The organism is Bradyrhizobium sp. 604_D8_N2_3, from assembly GCF_051810765.1.
GTDB classification, from domain to species: Bacteria; Pseudomonadota; Alphaproteobacteria; order Rhizobiales; family Xanthobacteraceae; genus Bradyrhizobium; species Bradyrhizobium barranii.
In genome coordinates, this window is sequence record NZ_JBPWPM010000001.1 from 6,897,725 (window position 1) to 6,916,303 (window position 18,579).

Annotated in this window: 14 protein-coding genes; 3 read left to right on the top strand and 11 right to left on the bottom strand. The window is 62.6% G+C overall.

The window, feature by feature from the left end:
- Window positions 1-99: 99 nt before the first annotated feature.
- The gene (locus AB7245_RS33105) at window positions 100-1,086 is read left to right on the top strand and encodes a hypothetical protein (protein ID WP_063981828.1); all 987 of its coding nucleotides are present in this window, start codon (window positions 100-102) and stop codon (window positions 1,084-1,086) included.
- A gap of 17 nt (window positions 1,087-1,103) precedes the next feature.
- Here AB7245_RS33105 and AB7245_RS33110 read toward each other — a convergent pair whose 3' ends face one another.
- From AB7245_RS33110 to AB7245_RS33120, 3 genes are all read right to left on the bottom strand, one after another.
- Window positions 1,104-1,661 (bottom strand): DUF4384 domain-containing protein, encoded by a 558-nt coding sequence (locus AB7245_RS33110; protein WP_224580845.1) that lies wholly within the window; start codon window positions 1,659-1,661, stop codon window positions 1,104-1,106.
- Window positions 1,662-1,769: 108 nt separating this feature from the next.
- Window positions 1,770-3,551, bottom strand: a complete 1,782-nt coding sequence (locus AB7245_RS33115; RefSeq protein WP_354102838.1) for a caspase family protein — start codon at window positions 3,549-3,551, stop codon at window positions 1,770-1,772.
- A gap of 57 nt (window positions 3,552-3,608) precedes the next feature.
- Complete coding sequence (locus AB7245_RS33120) at window positions 3,609-5,333, bottom strand: hypothetical protein (protein ID WP_063981825.1); 1,725 nt, start codon at window positions 5,331-5,333, stop codon at window positions 3,609-3,611.
- Window positions 5,334-5,490: 157 nt separating this feature from the next.
- Here AB7245_RS33120 and AB7245_RS33125 point away from each other — a divergent pair, with 157 nt between their 5' ends.
- Together AB7245_RS33125 and AB7245_RS33130 are read left to right on the top strand one after the other, a co-directional pair.
- On the top strand, window positions 5,491-5,772 hold the full coding sequence (locus tag AB7245_RS33125; RefSeq protein ID WP_028156828.1) for a hypothetical protein: 282 nt from the start codon (window positions 5,491-5,493) through the stop codon (window positions 5,770-5,772).
- Window positions 5,773-5,870: 98 nt separating this feature from the next.
- Window positions 5,871-6,854 (top strand): DUF4424 domain-containing protein, encoded by a 984-nt coding sequence (locus AB7245_RS33130; RefSeq protein WP_063981824.1) that lies wholly within the window; start codon window positions 5,871-5,873, stop codon window positions 6,852-6,854.
- 9 nt (window positions 6,855-6,863) lie between these two features.
- On the opposite strand, the gene AB7245_RS33135 is transcribed toward AB7245_RS33130, so the two are convergent.
- The 8 genes from AB7245_RS33135 to AB7245_RS33170 are packed head-to-tail and all read right to left on the bottom strand — an operon-like array spanning window position 6,864 to window position 18,579.
- Window positions 6,864-8,672 carry a serine/threonine-protein kinase gene (locus tag AB7245_RS33135; RefSeq protein WP_063981823.1) on the bottom strand — a complete coding sequence of 603 codons (1,809 nt, stop codon included), beginning with the start codon at window positions 8,670-8,672 and terminating at the stop codon, window positions 6,864-6,866.
- Window positions 8,669-9,445: a PP2C family protein-serine/threonine phosphatase gene (locus AB7245_RS33140; RefSeq protein ID WP_014493500.1), complete on the bottom strand. Its 777-nt coding sequence runs from the start codon at window positions 9,443-9,445 to the stop codon at window positions 8,669-8,671. Before AB7245_RS33140 ends, AB7245_RS33135 begins: the two co-directional genes overlap by 4 nt.
- A 6-nt stretch (window positions 9,446-9,451) precedes the next feature.
- On the bottom strand, window positions 9,452-10,153 hold the full coding sequence (gene tagF / locus AB7245_RS33145; RefSeq protein WP_063981822.1) for a type VI secretion system-associated protein TagF: 702 nt from the start codon (window positions 10,151-10,153) through the stop codon (window positions 9,452-9,454).
- Window positions 10,150-13,692 carry a type VI secretion system membrane subunit TssM gene (gene tssM, locus AB7245_RS33150; protein ID WP_063981821.1) on the bottom strand — a complete coding sequence of 1,181 codons (3,543 nt, stop codon included), beginning with the start codon at window positions 13,690-13,692 and terminating at the stop codon, window positions 10,150-10,152. The genes tagF and tssM overlap by 4 nt, the downstream gene beginning before the upstream one ends.
- A 43-nt stretch (window positions 13,693-13,735) precedes the next feature.
- Window positions 13,736-15,262, bottom strand: coding sequence for a type VI secretion system protein TssL, long form (tssL, locus tag AB7245_RS33155; protein ID WP_063981820.1), 1,527 nt, complete (start codon window positions 15,260-15,262; stop codon window positions 13,736-13,738).
- Window positions 15,259-16,596 (bottom strand): type VI secretion system baseplate subunit TssK, encoded by a 1,338-nt coding sequence (gene tssK / locus AB7245_RS33160; protein ID WP_014493496.1) that lies wholly within the window; start codon window positions 16,594-16,596, stop codon window positions 15,259-15,261. The genes tssL and tssK overlap by 4 nt, the downstream gene beginning before the upstream one ends.
- Before the next feature lie 48 nt (window positions 16,597-16,644).
- Window positions 16,645-18,003, bottom strand: a complete 1,359-nt coding sequence (gene tagH / locus AB7245_RS33165) for a type VI secretion system-associated FHA domain protein TagH (protein WP_354102837.1) — start codon at window positions 18,001-18,003, stop codon at window positions 16,645-16,647.
- 12 nt (window positions 18,004-18,015) lie between these two features.
- The gene (locus AB7245_RS33170; protein WP_063981818.1) at window positions 18,016-18,579 is read right to left on the bottom strand and encodes a DUF6931 family protein; all 564 of its coding nucleotides are present in this window, start codon (window positions 18,577-18,579) and stop codon (window positions 18,016-18,018) included.

Genomic DNA, 18,579 nt, shown 5'->3' on the forward strand with positions numbered 1-18,579 from the left:
CCGCGCGGATCTTGGTGTCGAGAAGGTGTGACGGGCGGCAGAGCTTAACACTGGGTCATCCAGGTCCGTGCCTGGATTGGCCGAAGCGGAGCGACCTGCGTGGTTGCGTGTGAGCTTGAGCAAAAGGACGCCAACGCCTTTCCCGGGGTGACGCTCTTCACGAAGCGGCAGGCCCCCGGCATGAAGCCGACGGCGGTTTATCTTCCGCCAAAGCACCCAACAGCTGCCACCAAGTTCGATGTCGTGATCTGGCTTCACGGCTTCTATGTCAAAAACCATGAATTCCTCTTCCACAGCGATCCAGCGCGGCTGCGCGAACAGGTCCGGGATTCCGGCAAGGACGTAGTGCTTATCGCGCCGTTCCTGGGCTACGAATATGCCGTTGGCGACACCTTTGCCGGAAACTACAGCGTGTCTGACCTGGCAACCGCGAACTGGGGCGAACGCTATCTCGAGGAGATCCTTGGAGCTCTTGCCAGGTTCCTGGGTCTCTCCTCGACGTCCATTCCTCAGCTCCAGATCGGCAAGCTCATCATCGCATGCCACTCCGGCGGTGGTAACGGCATGCGCAACCTCGTCGGGAGCCTTGGAAAGTATCAGGGCAAGCTGACGGCCTGTTGGGGATTTGACTGCCTCTACGGTGCCAATGCGCGGCCCGATGATGCGACCTTCTGGTACCAATGGTTGTCCGGACAGAGCGGCCGGGCGCTCGAGATCGTGTATGGTCCATCAACTCTGCCGCAATCGGTGAAGCTGGACCTGATCGGGCGTGGGCTGGCGACGACCGATGGCAATCAAACTCAGCCTCAGCGCCCTGCCCTCAAGAACCTCAGCGTAAGCTTGGGTCATTACGATCTATTCCCGGCATTTGGCCAGATGGTCAGGGTCAACGATCTTGACCCGGCTTTCGTGGATCGCTTCATGATACCGCAGGTCGCGGACCAGCCGCGGCATAAGCCAGCGCCGCAGCGCGGGGAATTCCTCCAGCACGCAATTTCCAACGTTCGCAGCGCTTTTCCCTTTCCAAAGGACATTCATTACATGATCGCCCGGGGTGGCTTCTTCAGCCGACTGAGCAAGCTATAACCCAAGCTTCACAGGGCTCACTTGATGGAATAGGATTTGACGTCGAACGACCAATTGTTCGTCACCAGCTTTCCGCTGCTGTTGTCCGGCACGCGCAGCTCGCTGGTCCAGGCCGATAGATAGCTCAATGCGTCGGCCTGACCTTCCAGCTTGCGGGGCATGTCCGGCAAATCGAGCAACTGCACGCGTCGCTCGCTCAGGATGGCGATCATCACTGCGGACCCTGTTGGCGGTGCGACGACGTATTCAAAACCACGCTGTCGCGCCGCCGGGGCAGGAACAACAAATTCGACACCCGGCTTGACGAGATTGATGTCGCGTTCGTTCGACTGCGCCAATAGCTCGGGGGTCGGAAAGATCTGGGACATCCGCCCTTCCGCGTCGACGTCGACCAAAATGAGATATCCAGTCTTCCTGGCTGTAACGCCGAACGAGACCTTGCCGCCGACGTTGACGGTCTGGCTCGGCAGGATCTGAAGGGACACACTCGCGGTATTGGTCTGCCCGCGCACCGCTTGTACCGGCCAAAGCCAACGTGCGTACGTCGTGCCGACATGCAACGACGCCGTCGGCAATGGTGCTGCGGGCGCAGCTCCGCTACCCGCCAGTAGCAGCAGGAATGCGAGCCATGGTCGCGCCTGGCGGATCGGCCGAGATGACGGCATGGCCTGCTCCCCTAAGAGTCAGGGGGCACTGAAGAAGCCGATCGAGGCGATTCGCGCGTCTGCGGGCAAGTAACGCTCGAGACTCTTGATCACTTGCCCCGAGGCGCGACGCCGGTTGAACTGCATTAGGGCTGTCTCAAGATCTACCATGCGTTGCTGCGAGGTCACCGCAACGATCTGTTCCGCACCGAACGGCTCGCCGACCCTGAGCGGTAAGCGCAAACTCGCCGATCGGGCCAGCGCCGCATCAGAACCCACCGGATACAACAATTGGATGGTGCCATCGCCAGACACATTGAACAGCAGCACCGCCCTTGACGCCACATCAGACAGGTCAACTTCGACAGTCTGGCCAGCACGCTGTTGGCGATCGTCTGGCCAGATGCGCATGATCTGCGGCGACCGGGTCGCAATGCGTTTCAGTTCACGAATTGCCGCTGTCCGATCGACTACCGTCGGCAAGTTCGCAACGTCGATCCCGTAGGCGACCACGTCGCCCCACGCGATCACGTCGTGCGACACGGGATCCCAGATCAGGTCGGGATTGTCCGTCGGTTGAACCGCCTGCACGGGAACATCCTTTGGCTTCACGCTTGCAAAATAGCTTGTCTTGCCGTCGAGCGCCGCCAGCCGGATTGGTGCAGCGAGGCGGAGAGGCTCCGGCGCGTCGCCGGTCGGAAGTTCCTTGGTCGCCGCCGCGGCAAGGGTCGGAGTGGTTGGTGCCTTGGCCGTGACAGCCGGTGGCGCGGGCGCCTGTCCCTCGACGGCCCCCCCGGATCCGGCCGGACCAGAGGCAGCTCTCGCGGCCGGCCCCTGAATCAGCACGACACCGCGCGTCAATTCGAAGGCGACGTCGGTATCCGGCGTCTGAGGCGGCGATGATATGGTCACGATGTTCTGGCGCTGGTCCGAGAGCTGATAGACCACCTGTCGAACATTGCTGAAGAGCTCCTTGAGCGTCACCTTCCCATCGTGATTGATGTCTGCGCTCCCCTCCACCGCCCGCGCGACCGCATAGCTGAGAGCCCCGCGCAAGCCATCGATGCCAGGGATGCGGACTTCCGGCGCCTTGGTGTAGCGGTCCACCGCAGCCAGGAACGCCGTGTGGTCAAGATCGAGTTCTGACTTCGGATCGTTGCTGTCCGACACCGGCTTCAGTTCGTCGACCAGCAACGTGTAACGCGGGACCTGCCGGAAGCTCATCTCAGCGGCACGCGGATCGATATCGCGCACCATACCGCCACCGTGGCAGGTATCAGCCACGAAGATCACCCTCGCCCCGCGCAGCTCGAACTGCCGGATGAAATGGTTGAACTCACTGCCCAGAACACGTTCAACCGACCCGGTTGGCGTGGTTTCAAAGCCTGGCAGCAAGAACACGTTTTCCATTCCGTCCGGCTCCGAGCCCTTGACGCGCTCCGGCTCCTGGGTGCCATGACCGGCGATCGACAGAAAGATGAGGTCGTTGTTCTTGGTCCGCTCCACCAGTGCACTGATCTCGCGCAGGACGCTTGCCCTGTCGGCCTGGGCGTTCGTCAGTACGACGACGTCGCCAACCCCCATGTTTTTCAAGCTGGTCACGATGTCAGTGGCGTCAGCGACCGCGCCCTTCAATTTCCGCACGTGCTGATAGTCATCGATCCCGATCACGAGCGCGCGCACCGCCGCCCCGTCCGGATTGCTGATCGACAGTCCTCCTGCCGCATATGCGTGAGGGGTTATCAGCCCGATCAACGCAGCGAGCCCGATGGTGGCGCATAGCTGCCTGATCCCGCAATAAAATCCTCTGGGCATCCGCATCGTGATCCACCTCGACATCATGCCTACCCATTTTGTAGCTCTGGCGACACACCGGGTTCAGCGCCTTTTGCTTGCCGTTTTGCGGCCCGCCGGCGATTGTTCGGTCTCCTGATAGGCGCTCGCTGAAACTGCCGTCTGATCGTCCGCGAAGGCTCGAAAGCGGACCGGAACGTAGCCGCGCGAAAGCAGGCTCGCCAACGGGTAGACGTTGCGGCAGACGCGGCCGTTGCAGCCGCCGGTCGAGGATTCCATCACCTCGGCCTTGCGATCAGGCGTGAACCGCAGGAACAACATCACGTGCGAGCCCGGCTTGTTCAGCGCATCGCCCGGCCTCAGGTCCCAGGGATTTGCCACGGGGGCTGCGATCGCGGGGATAGCGGCAGTCGTGTAGTGGACGGACAGCCCCCACGCGGCGCTGACGAAGGCCGAACAGTCGACGCCAGCCACATCCGGCCGTGGCGCATTGCGAGTGCACACATTGCCAGCCAGCGTTCCGCTCTCGATCCGCTGCCGGAAGTTCGCGAGCGAACCGTGGCAGCCCCAGCAATAGGGTACGCCGCGGACCTCCTGATTCACCTTTCCCTGCAGATACCACGGCCGACGAACACGGCTGAAGCCGCTGCATTGGCTGTCGGGATCGTTGCCGTAATTCGCCTGCGTCAGCTTCCACTGGATGCCCTCGAACGCAAACGCTGTCTCGATCGCCTGCTGGCGATTGGACGGTCTCACGGCGGCCGACGCGTCAAATTTGACGCCGGATTGCGGTGCCGGCGCGGCTGCCGTTCGCGACGGCCGCACGTCGATAATCGAAGCGTTGGTCAGAGGCCTGAAGCCCACGCCGACCACTTCAATACCGTCCGGTTTGGTCCGCAGGAAATAGACATCGCCATCGCCCGAAACCGTTACGAATCGCCGGGTCAGCGGCGTGTTTTCCAAAGGAAGCTCATAGATTCCTTCGAGACGGCCGTTCGCGGCATAGCGTGCGACGAACGTAGAGGCATTCTTTCCCGATGGCGGGACGTCCTCCGCCAACACATAGAAGCGGTCACTGTTGTCAATCTCGAGAAACTCTACCGTGCCGAGCTGGTTGCGCACCCGCAGGCCGAGCTGGCCGATCGTCTCGTTGGTGACCATGGTCTGGATTTCGACCCGTACGCTGGCATTGCCCTTGTCCGGAATGATGTCGGCGATCACCGAGCCCTTGCTTCGAGTAGCAACATATTGCCGGTCGGGCTGCCGCGTCGTCTTGATGATGGCCGCGCGGGTGTTCTGGTCGAGCAGGTCGGTCGCGCTGCCTGGCGCCTGTGATCCCATCTGGGCAAAAGCGGAGACGGCGACCTGGTCGTCCGTGCCGCGGCTCGAGACCTCTTCAAGCTGGATCACATCACCACCGAGGCCGCGCGTGGATTGCCCCGGCGCCGCCTTCAGCGTCCGTACGCCGCCGTCCCAAACCATGATGTCGTCGTTGTGGACGACGAGATCCGTCGGCTGGACGTCTTTCGGCATATTGAGGACGTCAGGATCCGAGCTCGGCTGTTTCGGATCAAATTGGAGGATGCGACCGTTGATCTGATCGAGCACAAACAGGTTGCCCTGCCCATCGGCGCTGAGTGCTTGCGGTCCCGCGAGTTCCACGTCCTCGCTGGCCGGGACGATGCCGACCATGGAAGCAGCCGAACCGCCGGCAAAGCTGCGTACAACGGTATCGTCGGCGTACGCCTTGGTTCCAAGAATGCCAGCGCCAACAATGAAGACCCAGATCCAATGATTTGGACGAAGCATGTTCGCCTCAATGTACCCCGAACCGATCGCCGCGTCGGATCGACTAATCCGAGATGCCGTTGATGCGGCGCGTCAATTAGTGGTGAGCAATCTCAATCACGTTCAATCTATCACTGGACGGTGATAGTCCGAATGTCTTCAGCTTGCGGTGCAAAACATGGCCCGGAATAGATTTGAGCAGGTGAGCGAAGTCCAGCCCGACGCGATCACGCTTGTCCTGAAACGCGACAATGACGGCATCTCCGGATCGATCGTGCTGCCGGCCGCCGCGAGCGGGGGACGGCTGACCACCGACCAGGTCAGCGCGCAGTTGCCGGCTCAGGATGCTTTTCGCGGCGCGATCCGGCTGGCAAACGACGTAAAGCTCGCGCTCGTAGTGTGCGATCCAGACGGGGTCTGGAAGTCCGAGTGGGGCGATCTTTATCAGCCGATCGATTGACCCGCATCGGATGGAACCAGCATATGCTGCGACGCCGCATCGAGACTAGCTTGTCGAACGGACCCTCCCCCCGACCATCGTTCCGGATACGGGCCTTGATGGTCGCGCTGCTGGTTGCGACGGGCTGGCCGGCACGCGCCAACGACTCGGCTGCGGAATTGTCGATCGGCGGGCTCCAGTTCGTGCGCACCAATGACGTGGCCATGGAGAGCGAGAACCTTCGTATCGCGCTCGACAGGATTAGCGTTCGCTACCAATTCGCCAACGTCACCGCCAGGCCGGTCACGCTTACCGTTGCCTTTCCGCTGCCCGACATCGACCTGTCGGAGGCTGAGAACATCGCACTGCCGTCAAATGATCCGATCAACTTCGTCGACTTCGAGACCAAGGTCGATGGCAGCCCGGCGCCGCTGACCGTCGATCAGCGCGCCATGGTCGGCAACAGGGATGTCGGTGCCCTGCTCCGCGAACTCAAGTTGCCGCTGCTGCCGATTGGTAGCCGCGAGATCCGGGTGAACGACCTGCCCGAGGCGACCCGGGCCCGGCTCGTGGACGACGGACTTCTGATACCTGCGGGAAAGAGCGACAACGGCCGGCAGCAATATGCGCCGGGTTGGGTTATCAAGACCTCGGCCGTGCGCCAGCAGGTGTTTCCGCCCATGCGCACCGTCTTGGTCGAACACCAGTACCGGCCGAGCGTCGGCTCCAGTCCCGACACCATCCTGCGCTCGAGCCTCCGCCGCAGCGGCGCACTCGCTCAGGAAGTCGCCCGTTACCGGAAAGAGTACTGCGTCCAGGATACGTTCCTCGCCGAACTCGACAAGCGCGCGGGCAGTAACCAAACCAACAGCGCGAAGCTGCAGGAGCGGCGCATTTCGTATGTGCTCAAGACCGGCGCGAATTGGGCCGGGCCGATCCGCTCGTTCAAACTGACTATCGACCCAGGCGGCAGCGACCGCTTGGTGAGCTTCTGTCCCGGGCGGCTAAAGGCATCGTCTGCTACTGGAAACATGCTTGAATATACAGCAAGCGACTTCAAGCCGGATGCCGACCTGAAAATCCTGGTGATCGGAACATTCTGAGCGTGCCGGTCAATTGGTGAGCAGCACGTAGCGCGCGGCCGCGATGACGGTCACCTTGTTGCGCTGAGCCTCGCTTAGCGCCTGCAGAAAGAACGTGTCGGCAGCCATCGGTCGCGGCTGGCGCAATGAGTCCAGAACCTGCGGAACCGCCACGACCAACAGCAATTGCGGACCGCTCGCGCGCGCTGTCGGGAGCGTAAACGAAAGTGAGTCGATGCCCGGCTTCAGAAGGTAGGAGAGGCTCTGGACTTCGCCGCGATCTGACACCATGAGCAGCTCGACCACGCGGTTGGCAAAGTTCTCAATGGTCCCATTGAGGGTTTCGCCGCCCTTCAGCTCTGTCGCTGACAGGGTGATGCGTGGCATTCGCGCCTGATCGCTCCCGACCTGACTCAAGAACTTGACGGCAGGGCATTGCGCCTGGGTCACTTGCCTGACGCCGACCGAAGCTTCGAAACCCTGCTCACGCCGAAACGCTTTGTCGAAGGTGTCGAATGGGGCGGTCGAGGCACCGAACCCTTCGATGACAGCCGCATTTGGGCTCACAGCAATCGGCAAGACAAAGAAGCAGTCACCGCCAGAATATTGGGCCACGTATTTGCGGATGCGCTCAGCTCGCCCCGGCCCATCGAGCGCCGGAGACGGCGTTGCCGTCGGCTGCGCGGACAACTTCTCTGTCTCTTGGCGTCCGGGCTGTGGTCCAGCGGGCTCGACCTTCGGCGGCACCATTGTTCCAGCGAGTTTCGGAGGTGGCGGCAAAACCGCTGTGCCGGGCGCTGACCAGACCAGCTTGTAGAAGGCATATCCGCCACCGCCGACCAGCAGCAACAATGCCGCCACGCCCGCCCCCAGCCAGAGGCCGCGCGCGCTCCGCGCGGTCGACGGCATCCTGTCCTGCGACGCCGGCGCCGCGCTTTCCGGCCGCCGTAGCGGATCGAAGCCATATAACGGCGCGGCCGGTGTCTGGGCCGAACCGGTTGGCGTCCAGTTGGCGACCTCCCCCATGGTCGGGCGCAATGCCGGATCAGGCTGCAGCATCCGCTCCAGCAAAGGCCGGATTCGCATATCCACCGCACCGAGATCGGGCATACGCCGTCGCTTCTCCACCAGTTGAAACTGGCTGCCGCCCATGTCGAGTTTCTGCCCGGTCAGCGCATGGAACAGCACAAGACCGAAGCTGTAGACATCGGATTTCGCAGTCACGTCATTGCCGTACAACCCAACCTGTTCCGGCGATGCGTAATTGTCCTTGCCGGCGAAGCCCGAGCCGATGATGGTCTTGTCACCCATCTGGGTCGACCGCGCGATGCCGAAGTCGATGATCTTGGCCCGCCTGACGTCGTCGAGCGGAACGATGATGTTGTCCGGAGAAACGTCACGATGGATGATGCCGTGCTCATGGGCGGCCTCCAGTCCCGATGCGACGCGCTGCATCAGCCTGATCAGCGCCTCGAAGGCCAACGGCCCATCATCGAGCATGTTAGAGAGCGAGCGGCCATTCACGAATTCCATCGCGAGATAAGGTCGCTGCAGCACCGGCTCCACGGTAAACAGGAAGTAGCGAACGATCGCGTCATGCGGAAGATTGTGGAGTGCCGCGGCCTCTCGACGGAACAGCGCGAGCGCCGCCTCGTTGTCAACCATGTCGGGCAGCAGCATTTTCACCGCAACAGGCGATCCAGTCTGGATCTCACGGCATTTGTACACCTCACCCATGCCGCCCGCGCCGATCACCGCTTCGATCTCGTAAATGCCGTTGAGACGCGTGCCGGGCGGCACGCCGTGATAGGACGATCGGAACGGATCGTTCGGGGTCATGGTTGCGGCTCCCGATTGAGCGGAGATCTTGTCGCCTCCTGAGATCGTGGCGTCAGCAGTCGCACGATCACAATCGTCACGTTGTCGAGCCCGCCACGATCAAGAGCCAGCGCGAGCATGTCATCGCAAGCCGCCTGGGCGCGTCGCGTAGCCGCGTGCTGCAGGATCTCGTCGTCCTGCACGTGCCTGGTCAGGCCATCGCTGCAGATCACGAAGATATCCTCCGGCTCGGCCGGGCCTGTCACCACCTCAAATTCCGGATCATCGGCGACACCGACGGCACGAGTAATGGCATTGCTCGGCCAATCATTCACGTCTTCGCGCGAAAGCGCACCTTCGGCGATCAGTTCCTCCAGTTCGCTGTGATCATGCGACACTTGGCTAATTGCGCCACGACTGATCAGGTAGACCCGGCTGTCACCCGCCCATATGCAGGCATAGTAGCTATCGCGAACGAGCAGAACCGCCGCTGTGGTCCCGACGGTGGCCCCCTGTCGTTCATGACTTAGCGCCAGTATCTGCTGGTTTGCGCTGAACAGCCGTTCCTCGCATTCCGCCAGCAGGTCTGCGGCTGATTCTGGCGTGCCGATCGCGTCAAGCGACTGCACGACAATGCGACTGGCGAGATCGCCGGCCTCGTGACCACCCATACCGTCGGCGACCGCCCAAAGGCCGACGTCGGTTCGTACCAAACATGAATCCTCGTTCCGCTCCCGCACCCGTCCGGCATGGGTGACGCTACCAACATCGAACAAGGATGGAATATGCACCATCGCGTGTCATCCATTCCCGGATGCCGCGTGGCCGAGATCACCGGTCAGCAGCGTGATGTAGTGAAACGGATCTGGTAATCCGCGGCAACTCAGCGCCATTGGCGGAAAGCCTTCCCCTCCGGCGGTCCACCAGAAGCTGGCCGCGGCGTAGACCTGTGGGTTGGCGGCGCAAAGTGCTGCAAACGACCCCGCGAAGGCGTCGACCGCCGAAGCCCTTCCCATTGTCGCACTACCAAGCGACGTGATCGCCGGACCGCCGGCGATGGTCTCCTGCAGTCGTGGCACCGCAAGCTGATCCAATGCATCGGAGATCTGCTCGAAGGTTGCCGCCCGATCCAGGGTCGAAAGCATGAACGCCTCCACTTGCCCGAACCATTCGTCCTGCGGATCAATGCTCGGCGGCGGCAGCGAGACGGCCTCGCCGGTCACCGCATGCAGGGTCAAGGGATAGTATCGCCCCACCCCGTCGAGCGAGGGCATGATCGCACCCGCCACTGTCGTGCCGCAGATCGCGGCGCCGAGCCAAAACCGCCAGACCGGAGCGGTCAGAAAGGCCTGCTGCCATCCTGGGCCAAGCTGGTGGCGACTTGCTGACAGCGCGGCCTGTACCCACGGCTCCCAGGCTTCCAGGAAGCTGCGCGGGGTCGCGATCGCGATGAAATCGCGCTTGGCGCCGATCTTGCCGAATAGCCCGCAACGCATGGTCATATCCCGGTCGGGCAACGAAACTCGCGCAGCACTGACAGATTCAGCGGGTTGCGCAACGACCCAGTCGAAATTTGATAGTTGAGCTCGCGCCCCGCGACGATGAAAGTCGCGCTGGCCGTTTCCGCTTTCACAACCAATGAGCCCGCCTCTAGCATCCGAAATAACGACCAGGGACCAATGCGCTCGAGCACGGATGGCGCGCCGGTGTCGTTACTAACTGAAATTGCCGTTCGCGGCGCTGGGCCCGGCCATAGGACGGTCGTTGGCGAGTTGCTCTGAGGCGGTGGTGGTGGCGGTGGCGTCGGTTGCGGACCGCCGAACAAGGACGACGTGGCCGGTCCGGGAATGGTTGGGCTCGCAATCGTGGTGCCGCCGATCTCGGTCTTAACGGTCACGCCTGGCCCCGGTGCCCCAGGAGGCCGGATCGCGAAAGAAACGGCGGGCACACCGCCGCCCGTCTGGAAGAACGCATCCCGGATATAAGCCGCATTCTGGAATTGTTTGAGCGTGTCGGGCGAGAACGACCGACCAACGGGGCTCTCCTTGCGCCAAGCCCAGTCCGACCGCGACGTGTCGGCATAAGGTGCCAGGTACTGGGTGAAGAACTTGTCCATAACGCCGTTCGGACTGAACAATTTGGCAAAATCCGCCAGCGGGACTTCCTGGCCGCTGCTGCGGACAAACGGGTAGCGGTTGGTCACGGTCTGTTGGCAGACCGGCGTGACCTGATCGCGCAACGTTTGCAGGATTTGCCCAGCGGTTGAAGCCGCGATGCTGCCTTCGAACTCCGCGGCTGCAGCGCGCAGCATGTCGGAGAATGGCGGCGGCATGCGCGAGGCATTGTTGCGGAGCGCTGCGACCTGGGTCTGAAGCGCAGCCGTGGCCTGTGCTGTCAGTTGGGGATTCTCGATGATCAACGTCAGGTTCTGCGCGATGTCGTTCAGGTTCGCGACGGTCGAGTCGATCGGCCGGCGGGTGCTCTCGCCTTCGAGCGCCGCGTGGTAAGGTTTGAACTGTGCCTCGATCGTCGCGCCAGGCGGTCCATCCTGGGCATTCGTGAAGAGTGCCGGCGCCGGTGCGGCAGCTGGCGCCGAAGCGTTCGCCGGCTTCGCCCGTTCCTTGGTCAGCACCGTCTCATCGCGCACCGATTCCAGAATTTGCCGCATCGGCGAGGTCGGCGCCGAAAGCGCCCGCAGCACCTCGTATTTCGGCTTGTCGGCGAGCAGCTTCTTCAGGCGCAGGCTCCCGAGCGCCGTTCGCCAGGTCGTCACGAAATCGTTGGAATAGATGTTGAGCAGATCGCCGGCCAGATTGTCGTACTGCTGGTCGATGGCCGACTGCTGGCCTGCATCACCCAAAACCCATCGCTCCCGCTTCATCCGCTCAGACAATCCGGACAGCCGGGCGACGAACTTCTGATGGAAGCCGTTATACGTGAAGAACTCAGGTACCCGCACCGCGTCCAAAGGCTGCCCCGTCGTGGTTTCGAACACGACACCCATGTCGGGTCCGCCATGGCGGCTAGCGATCCAGTCGCCAGCGGTCGATGCGCGAGCCTCCGATTTCAGAAACTCGTAGGCACGTTGCGACACGCTCAGGCGCGCCAAGGAGCTCTGGGCCTGCTTGATCAACCGGCCGTCGAGTTCGACCAGCGGCTGCTGCTCGGTCTCGAGGTCGAACATTGCCACGAGGTTCTCGTCGAGCAGACGCCGCCCTTCCGCGTTGGTGGCGCCAGGATAGAGGTTGTCCGCCCAGTCACGTTGCATCCAGGAGCGGATCAGCTCGCGGTCCGGCGACTGCAGGCCGCCGACCATCAGATAGACCTTGAGCGCCTCGTAGACGAAGGCAGGTTCGTTGATGCGCGCATTGAGCTGCTCCTCGAGGCGATACAGCAGGCGCGGCCGGAACATGCGCTCAAGCGCCGTATGATAGGCCGCCTTCGAGGGCGACAGCAGCCGGGCGTGCTGACTGAGCCCGTAGCGAGCCGACAGAGGCACCGACTCGCCGCGCGATCCGTAGCCTGCCGGGGCGTTGCGCAGCCGGTAGAGCAGCGGCAGCACCTTGTCGAGATCATGATCGGCAATCAGCGTCTGCTTGATAAGTGGTGCGCCGGCGGCCGCATACTCGCTATCCGCCTGCAGGCTTTGCTCGATCAAATCGGAGTTCCGCTTGTAGCTCATCAGCCAGGCTGCGATCAGTCCGATCGAGACCAGGCCGATCAATGACAGGGCCGCGGTTTTCAGGATCAGCGCGCGGCGCACCGCGGCACGGTCGGTCGAGACCCAGTCGGCCTCGCCGATGATGACCTTGGAAATCAGATCGGCGAGGAAGAAGCTCTTGCCCGTGCCCGAATAGGATCCGGAACCGACCTCCTCAGCGCCGAACGTACGTGCCAGCGACCCGATCAATTGGTCGATCGGCGTGCCCTGCTGCGTACCCGAGGTGAAGTAGAAACCGCGCAGGTTCGCGTTCACGTGATAGCGCGTCGGCTCGAAGATCTGGTTGAGGAAGTCGTGGATCTGGGGCTTGAGCCGCGCCATCTGTGCCGGAAAGCCGAACAATTGCACGCGGTGCTGGGGCGTCGGCTCGTCCTGCAGACGGTCGAGCGTCTCCTCGCTCAGGCGCTCCAGCAGACGGTCGAACTCGACCGGGATCTGCCCCACCAGATTCTGGGTCTTGTCTGCGGTCTGGAACGTGGCACCCCAGACCTGGCGGCGGCCGGCCTCGCCGAGATAGGCGAAATACTCGGTGAAGCCGGCAACGAGATCGGCTTTGGTAAATAGCGCGTAGACCGGGAAGCTGACCTTGAGCCTCTGATGCAACTCGAGCAGGCGCATCCTAATGGCATCGGCGTGAAGTGCGAGTTCCTGCTTCGGCAGCGTCAGGATGTCTTCGATACTGATGGCGACAAGGACGCCGTTGATCGGCTGGCGCGACCGGCTTTTCTTCAGGATGTCCAGGAACGCCAGCCAGCTATCCTTGTCGGCCTTGCTGTTGGAGTCCTGGGTCGTGTAGCGGCCGGCGGTATCGATCAGCACCGCCTCCTCGGTGAACCACCAATCGCAGTAGCGCGTACCGCCGACCCCCGCGATCGCTGCGGGCGTCGCCCCGCGCGCGAGCGGAAATTTGAGCCCGGAATTGACCAGCGCCGTGGTCTTGCCGGCTCCGGGCGGACCGATGATGACGTACCACGGCAGATCGTAGAGATAGCCCGACTTGTTGCCGCTGGCGGTCTTCAGCGTCGCGAGCGCATCCTTCATGCGCTCCTTGAGCACCGGTTCATCGCTGACGGGCTGGTCCGCACCAGCGATGCCATCGGCAATCTCCTTGGCACTCTTGCGCCGCTTGAACAGATTGAGGCCAACAATGCCTGCCACGACCGTGGTGAGCAGCAGAATAGCGATCTGCCGGACGATATGGTTCTCCAGCGGCCGCCAGTCGCCGAACGCGATGAAGGGACCGGCGAGATAGATCACCGCTCCGAGCGAGCTGAGCCCTACTCCGTAGAGAACGATGCGAAGAATGTCCTTGGCAAGCATCTAACCGTACCTGTCGCAAACCACCTGACCCGGCGGTATCTGCCTATTCGCTGCGTTCGATAAAGATCTCGACGCGCCGGTTCTTGGCGCGTCCCTCGGGTGTCGTGTTGCTACCGATTGGCGCATCTGCTCCTTTGCCCTCGACGTCGACGCGCGAACCATCGGTCAAGCCAGGCTTCAGTGCCGCGGCAACCGCCTTGGCGCGCTCGACCGACAACTCGAAATTTGTCGGGAAGCGGACTGTGCGGATCGGCGAACTGTCGGTATGGCCAACGACCCGGATCCGTCCCGGCTCCTTGTCGAGGGTTGCCGCGACGCGGAGTGCGATCGGCTTGAAGCCGTCGAGGATGGTCGCCTGGCCCGACGCGAACAACGCCAGGTCGCAGACCCTGATCACGATGAAGCTCGGGGTCTGGTCCGCCGTCATGGCACAGGCGGTGTTCTCCTTCGCGAGCGCGTTGCGGATGCGTTGCAACTGGGTGATGCGATCCGGTGGCGGCGGAGGTGGCGGCGGCGGCGGCGGTGCAACGATCTGGCGCTTGAGCTCGATCGGGCCGGCCGGATGGAGCGCGAGCGCCACCTCGGCAGCATTCTCTGCCCGGCCAGCGAGGAGCGTCCGCAGGACGAAGTAGGACCCGGTCAGCAGCGCGGCCACGACAGCCGCGACGAGCCAGACCGGAACGCGCAGACGCTGCCGGCGCCCCGCCAGCGCTTGCCCGCGCCAGTTGGGCGACAGGTCGCTCATCGTCTTCGGCCGGACCCGGCGCAGCAATTCATAGAGGTTACGCTGGATCAGCTGCAGGTTCGCAAGTCCGCCCCCTGACGTCCGGTGAATGCCCTGAAAACCAAGCGCAAGGCAGGCGTGCTGAAGTTCGAGGACCGGATAGTTGACCAGTGGATCAACCTTCAAATGGTCGAGAATCTCAAAGAAACGGACGCCGCCGACACGCTCGCCGAAGAACCGGCTCAGCATCGAATATTGCGTCCAGACGTGGCGCTCCTCGGTCGGGATGTGCTGCACGATATCGTCGGCAGTGGCACACAGGATGTATTTCGCTGTGTTGGCCTGGTGCTCGGATATGCCCGCGGAACGGATGTCCTTCTCGAAGAACTTGATCGCGTCTGCAACCTGCTCCATCAAACTCGCGAATGACGCGCGCATGAGCGCCACCCGCAACCGACCAAGCAGCTGCAGCAACGGGCCCGCAGCGCGCATCACTGGATTGGCATTTGGCGCGACGAGATCGTCGACGCGCAACGGCGGTCCCGGCGGTAGCATGGGCTGCTGCGCCTGGGCTGGCGCGGGTGTCGATATCCATTCCTCAGCGGGATGGCTGGCCGGCGCGGAGGCGTAGTTCGAGCCCTGCGGGACAGGAGAAAATGATGACGGTGGCGCCGGCGCGCCGGGAGAGGGTACCGGTGATGGCGAATAGCCTGGACGTGCCGCAGGGCCCTCGCCCGGCGGAGGCTGAGAGGTCGGCGCCGGCGGCAACTTCCCGCCGGGGTTGGGACGGATGATCGTCCGTTCGCCCCGACCGAAAGGATTGACCGGCTTGTCCCTGTCGCTCATGGCCTGTCTTCCAGGATGGCCCAAAGATACAGCTCAAGCTCCGGCCAGTCGCCGGAGAAATGCATTCCGATCGAGGCCGCCGTGCTGAACTCGGGCCACAGCGGCGACTTGCGGTCGAGATAGAAATAGACGTGATCCGTGATGGCCCGGATGTGCGGCGGCGGCGTCGGCAAATGCGCCAAGGTCAGGCCCGGCAGGTTTGCGTGCACGATCTCGTTCATCTTGGTGTTCGGCCCGACCTTGAACAGGTGCGGGAAATCGTTCTGGATCTCCACGAGCGGCCGCCGTGCGGCAACCTCCAGCACCAGGGTCGCGTTTCGGAATAGCGCGCGATCGCGGATCGGCGACACGAACGCATTCTGTGCGCGCTCGATGATCTCCAGGCGGATTGCCCGCCGGCCCAATCGCGCGCTCAAGAAGTCCTGGATGTCGCTCACCAAGGGTGTGAAGACGTTCTCGAGATCGTCGTGATCGTAAGCCGGATAGTTGCGCGCCCGCCGTTCCGCCGTAGAAAATGTCGCAAGTTCGCCCGCGAATCTCAGCAATTCCTCGTACAGGCGCTCGGGGTGCACGCTGCCGGAGCGCTGGAAATGAGTCAGGACGGGAATGGTACGGTTCAGCACTTGCAGGACCAGATAGTCGACACTCTGCAACCCACCGCCGGATGACGGATCGACCGCGTAACGCGCCAGCTCGTCGAGTTTCGTCTCAACCCAGCCGATGATGCGGTTGAGCCAGCCATCGATGATCGGATGCGCGGCGCAGATCAGCATCGGCGGCACGAATTTATCGTCGAACAGGATGTTCTTGTCGCGCACCTCGAGAATGCGCGCGATGCCGAGGCCCATGTATCCGGGCTTGCTGCTCTTGCGCAGTTCGAACGACAAGCGCGGATAAGCGATGTCGATCTCTTCCTCGATGCGTAGCGCAGAGGTCGAGTCAATGAAGGTTTCCGAACTACGAACATAACGACTGGCGCTGTCGGTGCGATCCTCGTCGACCTCGCGGGTGTTTGGCGCCGCGACCGGCATCATCAGCCAGACGACCTGGCCTGCCGCCGTCTCCGGCACATCGATCGCTTCGGGAATTTGGCTGTCCGCAGGGATATCGAACGGCGTACCGTCCGGCATGACGCCGGACGCATTGCGCACCGCGAACTTGCTCTGTTCGGTAAGATCCTTGTCGATCTCCAGCTGGGCAAAGCCCCACGGGTATGGTGTCGTGTAGCGAACGCGCTTTTCCAGCAAGTGTTCGATGTAGCGGTCGTTCTGCTGCAGATGATGCGGCCGCAGAAACAGACCTTCCGACCAGAAAACTTTGCTGTACCAAGACATTCCTACATCCACTTAGAAATTGTCGGCAGCCGCGTGGTCGCCGATAGTTTACTTTGAACCGGGCTTGTCACCGCGGTCGTAATAGTTCGAGAAATGCAACATAAAGGTTTCGATCGGCGCGCTGTTGTCGCGGCCGAGATGCGCCTTCCACCGCGTCAAGAACTCGTCCCAGAGTTTGCCCTTGTTCGTGCCGAGCCAGGAGCTTGCGCCACGCTGAAGCTCGAGCTCGCGGGCCATCAGCGTCGGATCTATGCCCGCAATCAGTTCATGGACAGCGTGCTGCATCGCCATATAGGTCTTCAACTGATGTGACTTGAGATCACTGAAGCCCTGCGCAAAGGCGCGCTGTGTGTCGAGGTAGCTGCGCGTCGGCGGCCCAAAGAGAATGCGCATCGCTTCTTCCGAGGTCGGCGAGAACTTCAGCGGATTATTTTCGAGGGCTTGGACGGTGGTTTGGCTAGTGCTACGGGTCAGCTGCTTGGCTTGGGTCCGCGCCTGCAGCAGCGCCATCAGATTATCCACGGTCATACGCAAGATGACGCCAAGCTGTTCGGCGAGTTCGGCATCGGACCTGCTGGCAAAGAAATTGTCCGGCAATCCTGCAGCGCGCGCCACCAGTCGCGCGAACTCGGGACCGCCGACTGGCTTGGCCGTGACAGGTCCCTCGTCTGCCGCTTGCGCCGGGCGCGATGGCGATGCTGGCGGCTGGGCAGCGGCTGGTTCATCATCAATCCATACCGACGGCCGGCGTGGGGTCGGCATGATGGGCGGGCGCTCGACTTGCGGTTTCGGCGCGTTGGCTGGACCGGCTGCCCAGTTCATGTCGTCGTCCTGCTCGGACGGTTGGTACGGAGACGCCGGCTGTGACCGTCGGAATGGGTCTACACCAGGTGCCGGGACGCTCGCCGCCCAATCCAGGAACCCCGGATTGACGGGCCGCGCAGCCTCGCGTGGCTTCTTCAGCAGTTGCGGATCGATCGGCGGCGGAATGTCACGATCGGCTGTCCAAAGCTCTCCGTAGTCGGCATGCTGCTGGACCGAGGGTTCGCGCAGTTGCGCCTCGTGGTTTGGGCTGCCCCCGCCAGCCTCATTCTCCAGCGAAACTCCGATGATGTAGTGGCCGATCGTGAGTCGGTCACCGTCGCGCAAGCGGTGCGGCCCCCGCATGCGCTGGTCGGCACCATTGAGAAAGGTGCCGTTGGTCGAAACGTCGTGCAGCCAATAGCCACCGTCGCGAAAGTGCACCTCGCAATGCTTTCCGGAAATCGTCCGCGCCGGATCCGGCAGCGTCCAGTCGAGGTGACGGTCCCGGCCAATATCGACTGAACGCCTGCCGGTGACCGTAAACGACACAGGTCCGCCATCCGGAAGGTTCGGTTCGTTCTCGATATTAAAGCGAAGCACCATCACATCGTCTCGTTAGCGCGGAGGGCGCGGTTCGCCGCGTGCCAATTGAATACCATCCTCTAGGCATGACGTCATTATCCGGTCCCGGGCGTCACGGGGGAGCCGGCAGAGGCCGATCAGCAGTGCTGCACGCACCGCCCGCGCGGCCTGATCTGGCTTAGCTTCCACGGGCGCAAATTCCGGGGGAACCACGCTTCCGCCGGACCAGCCGGCCGCCAGCGCCAGCCATGTCGCCGGCTGCTCGGGATCATTGGCATTGCCGACAGCCAGCGCCTTGTTCCGGGACTGCTCGTCCGGTTGCCGGACCCAGGTCTCCACAATATTGAGCGACCTGGTATCGCTGGCGTCGAAATGGTCGAACATCAGTCGCAGCGAGCGACATCCCCAGGCAACTGCTACGCGCCTGGGAAGCAGATAGGCACAGTAAGACACGGCCGGGTGCCAATTCCGCGCATCGGCGGCCTCCTGAAGGAAGTCCAGCGAAGGCTTGTCAGCGTCGGCTTTGCCGACATCATAACGCGCCAAGGGATAGGCCTGAAACAGATCCTGAACCGTACCGAACCGAACTTGTCCCAT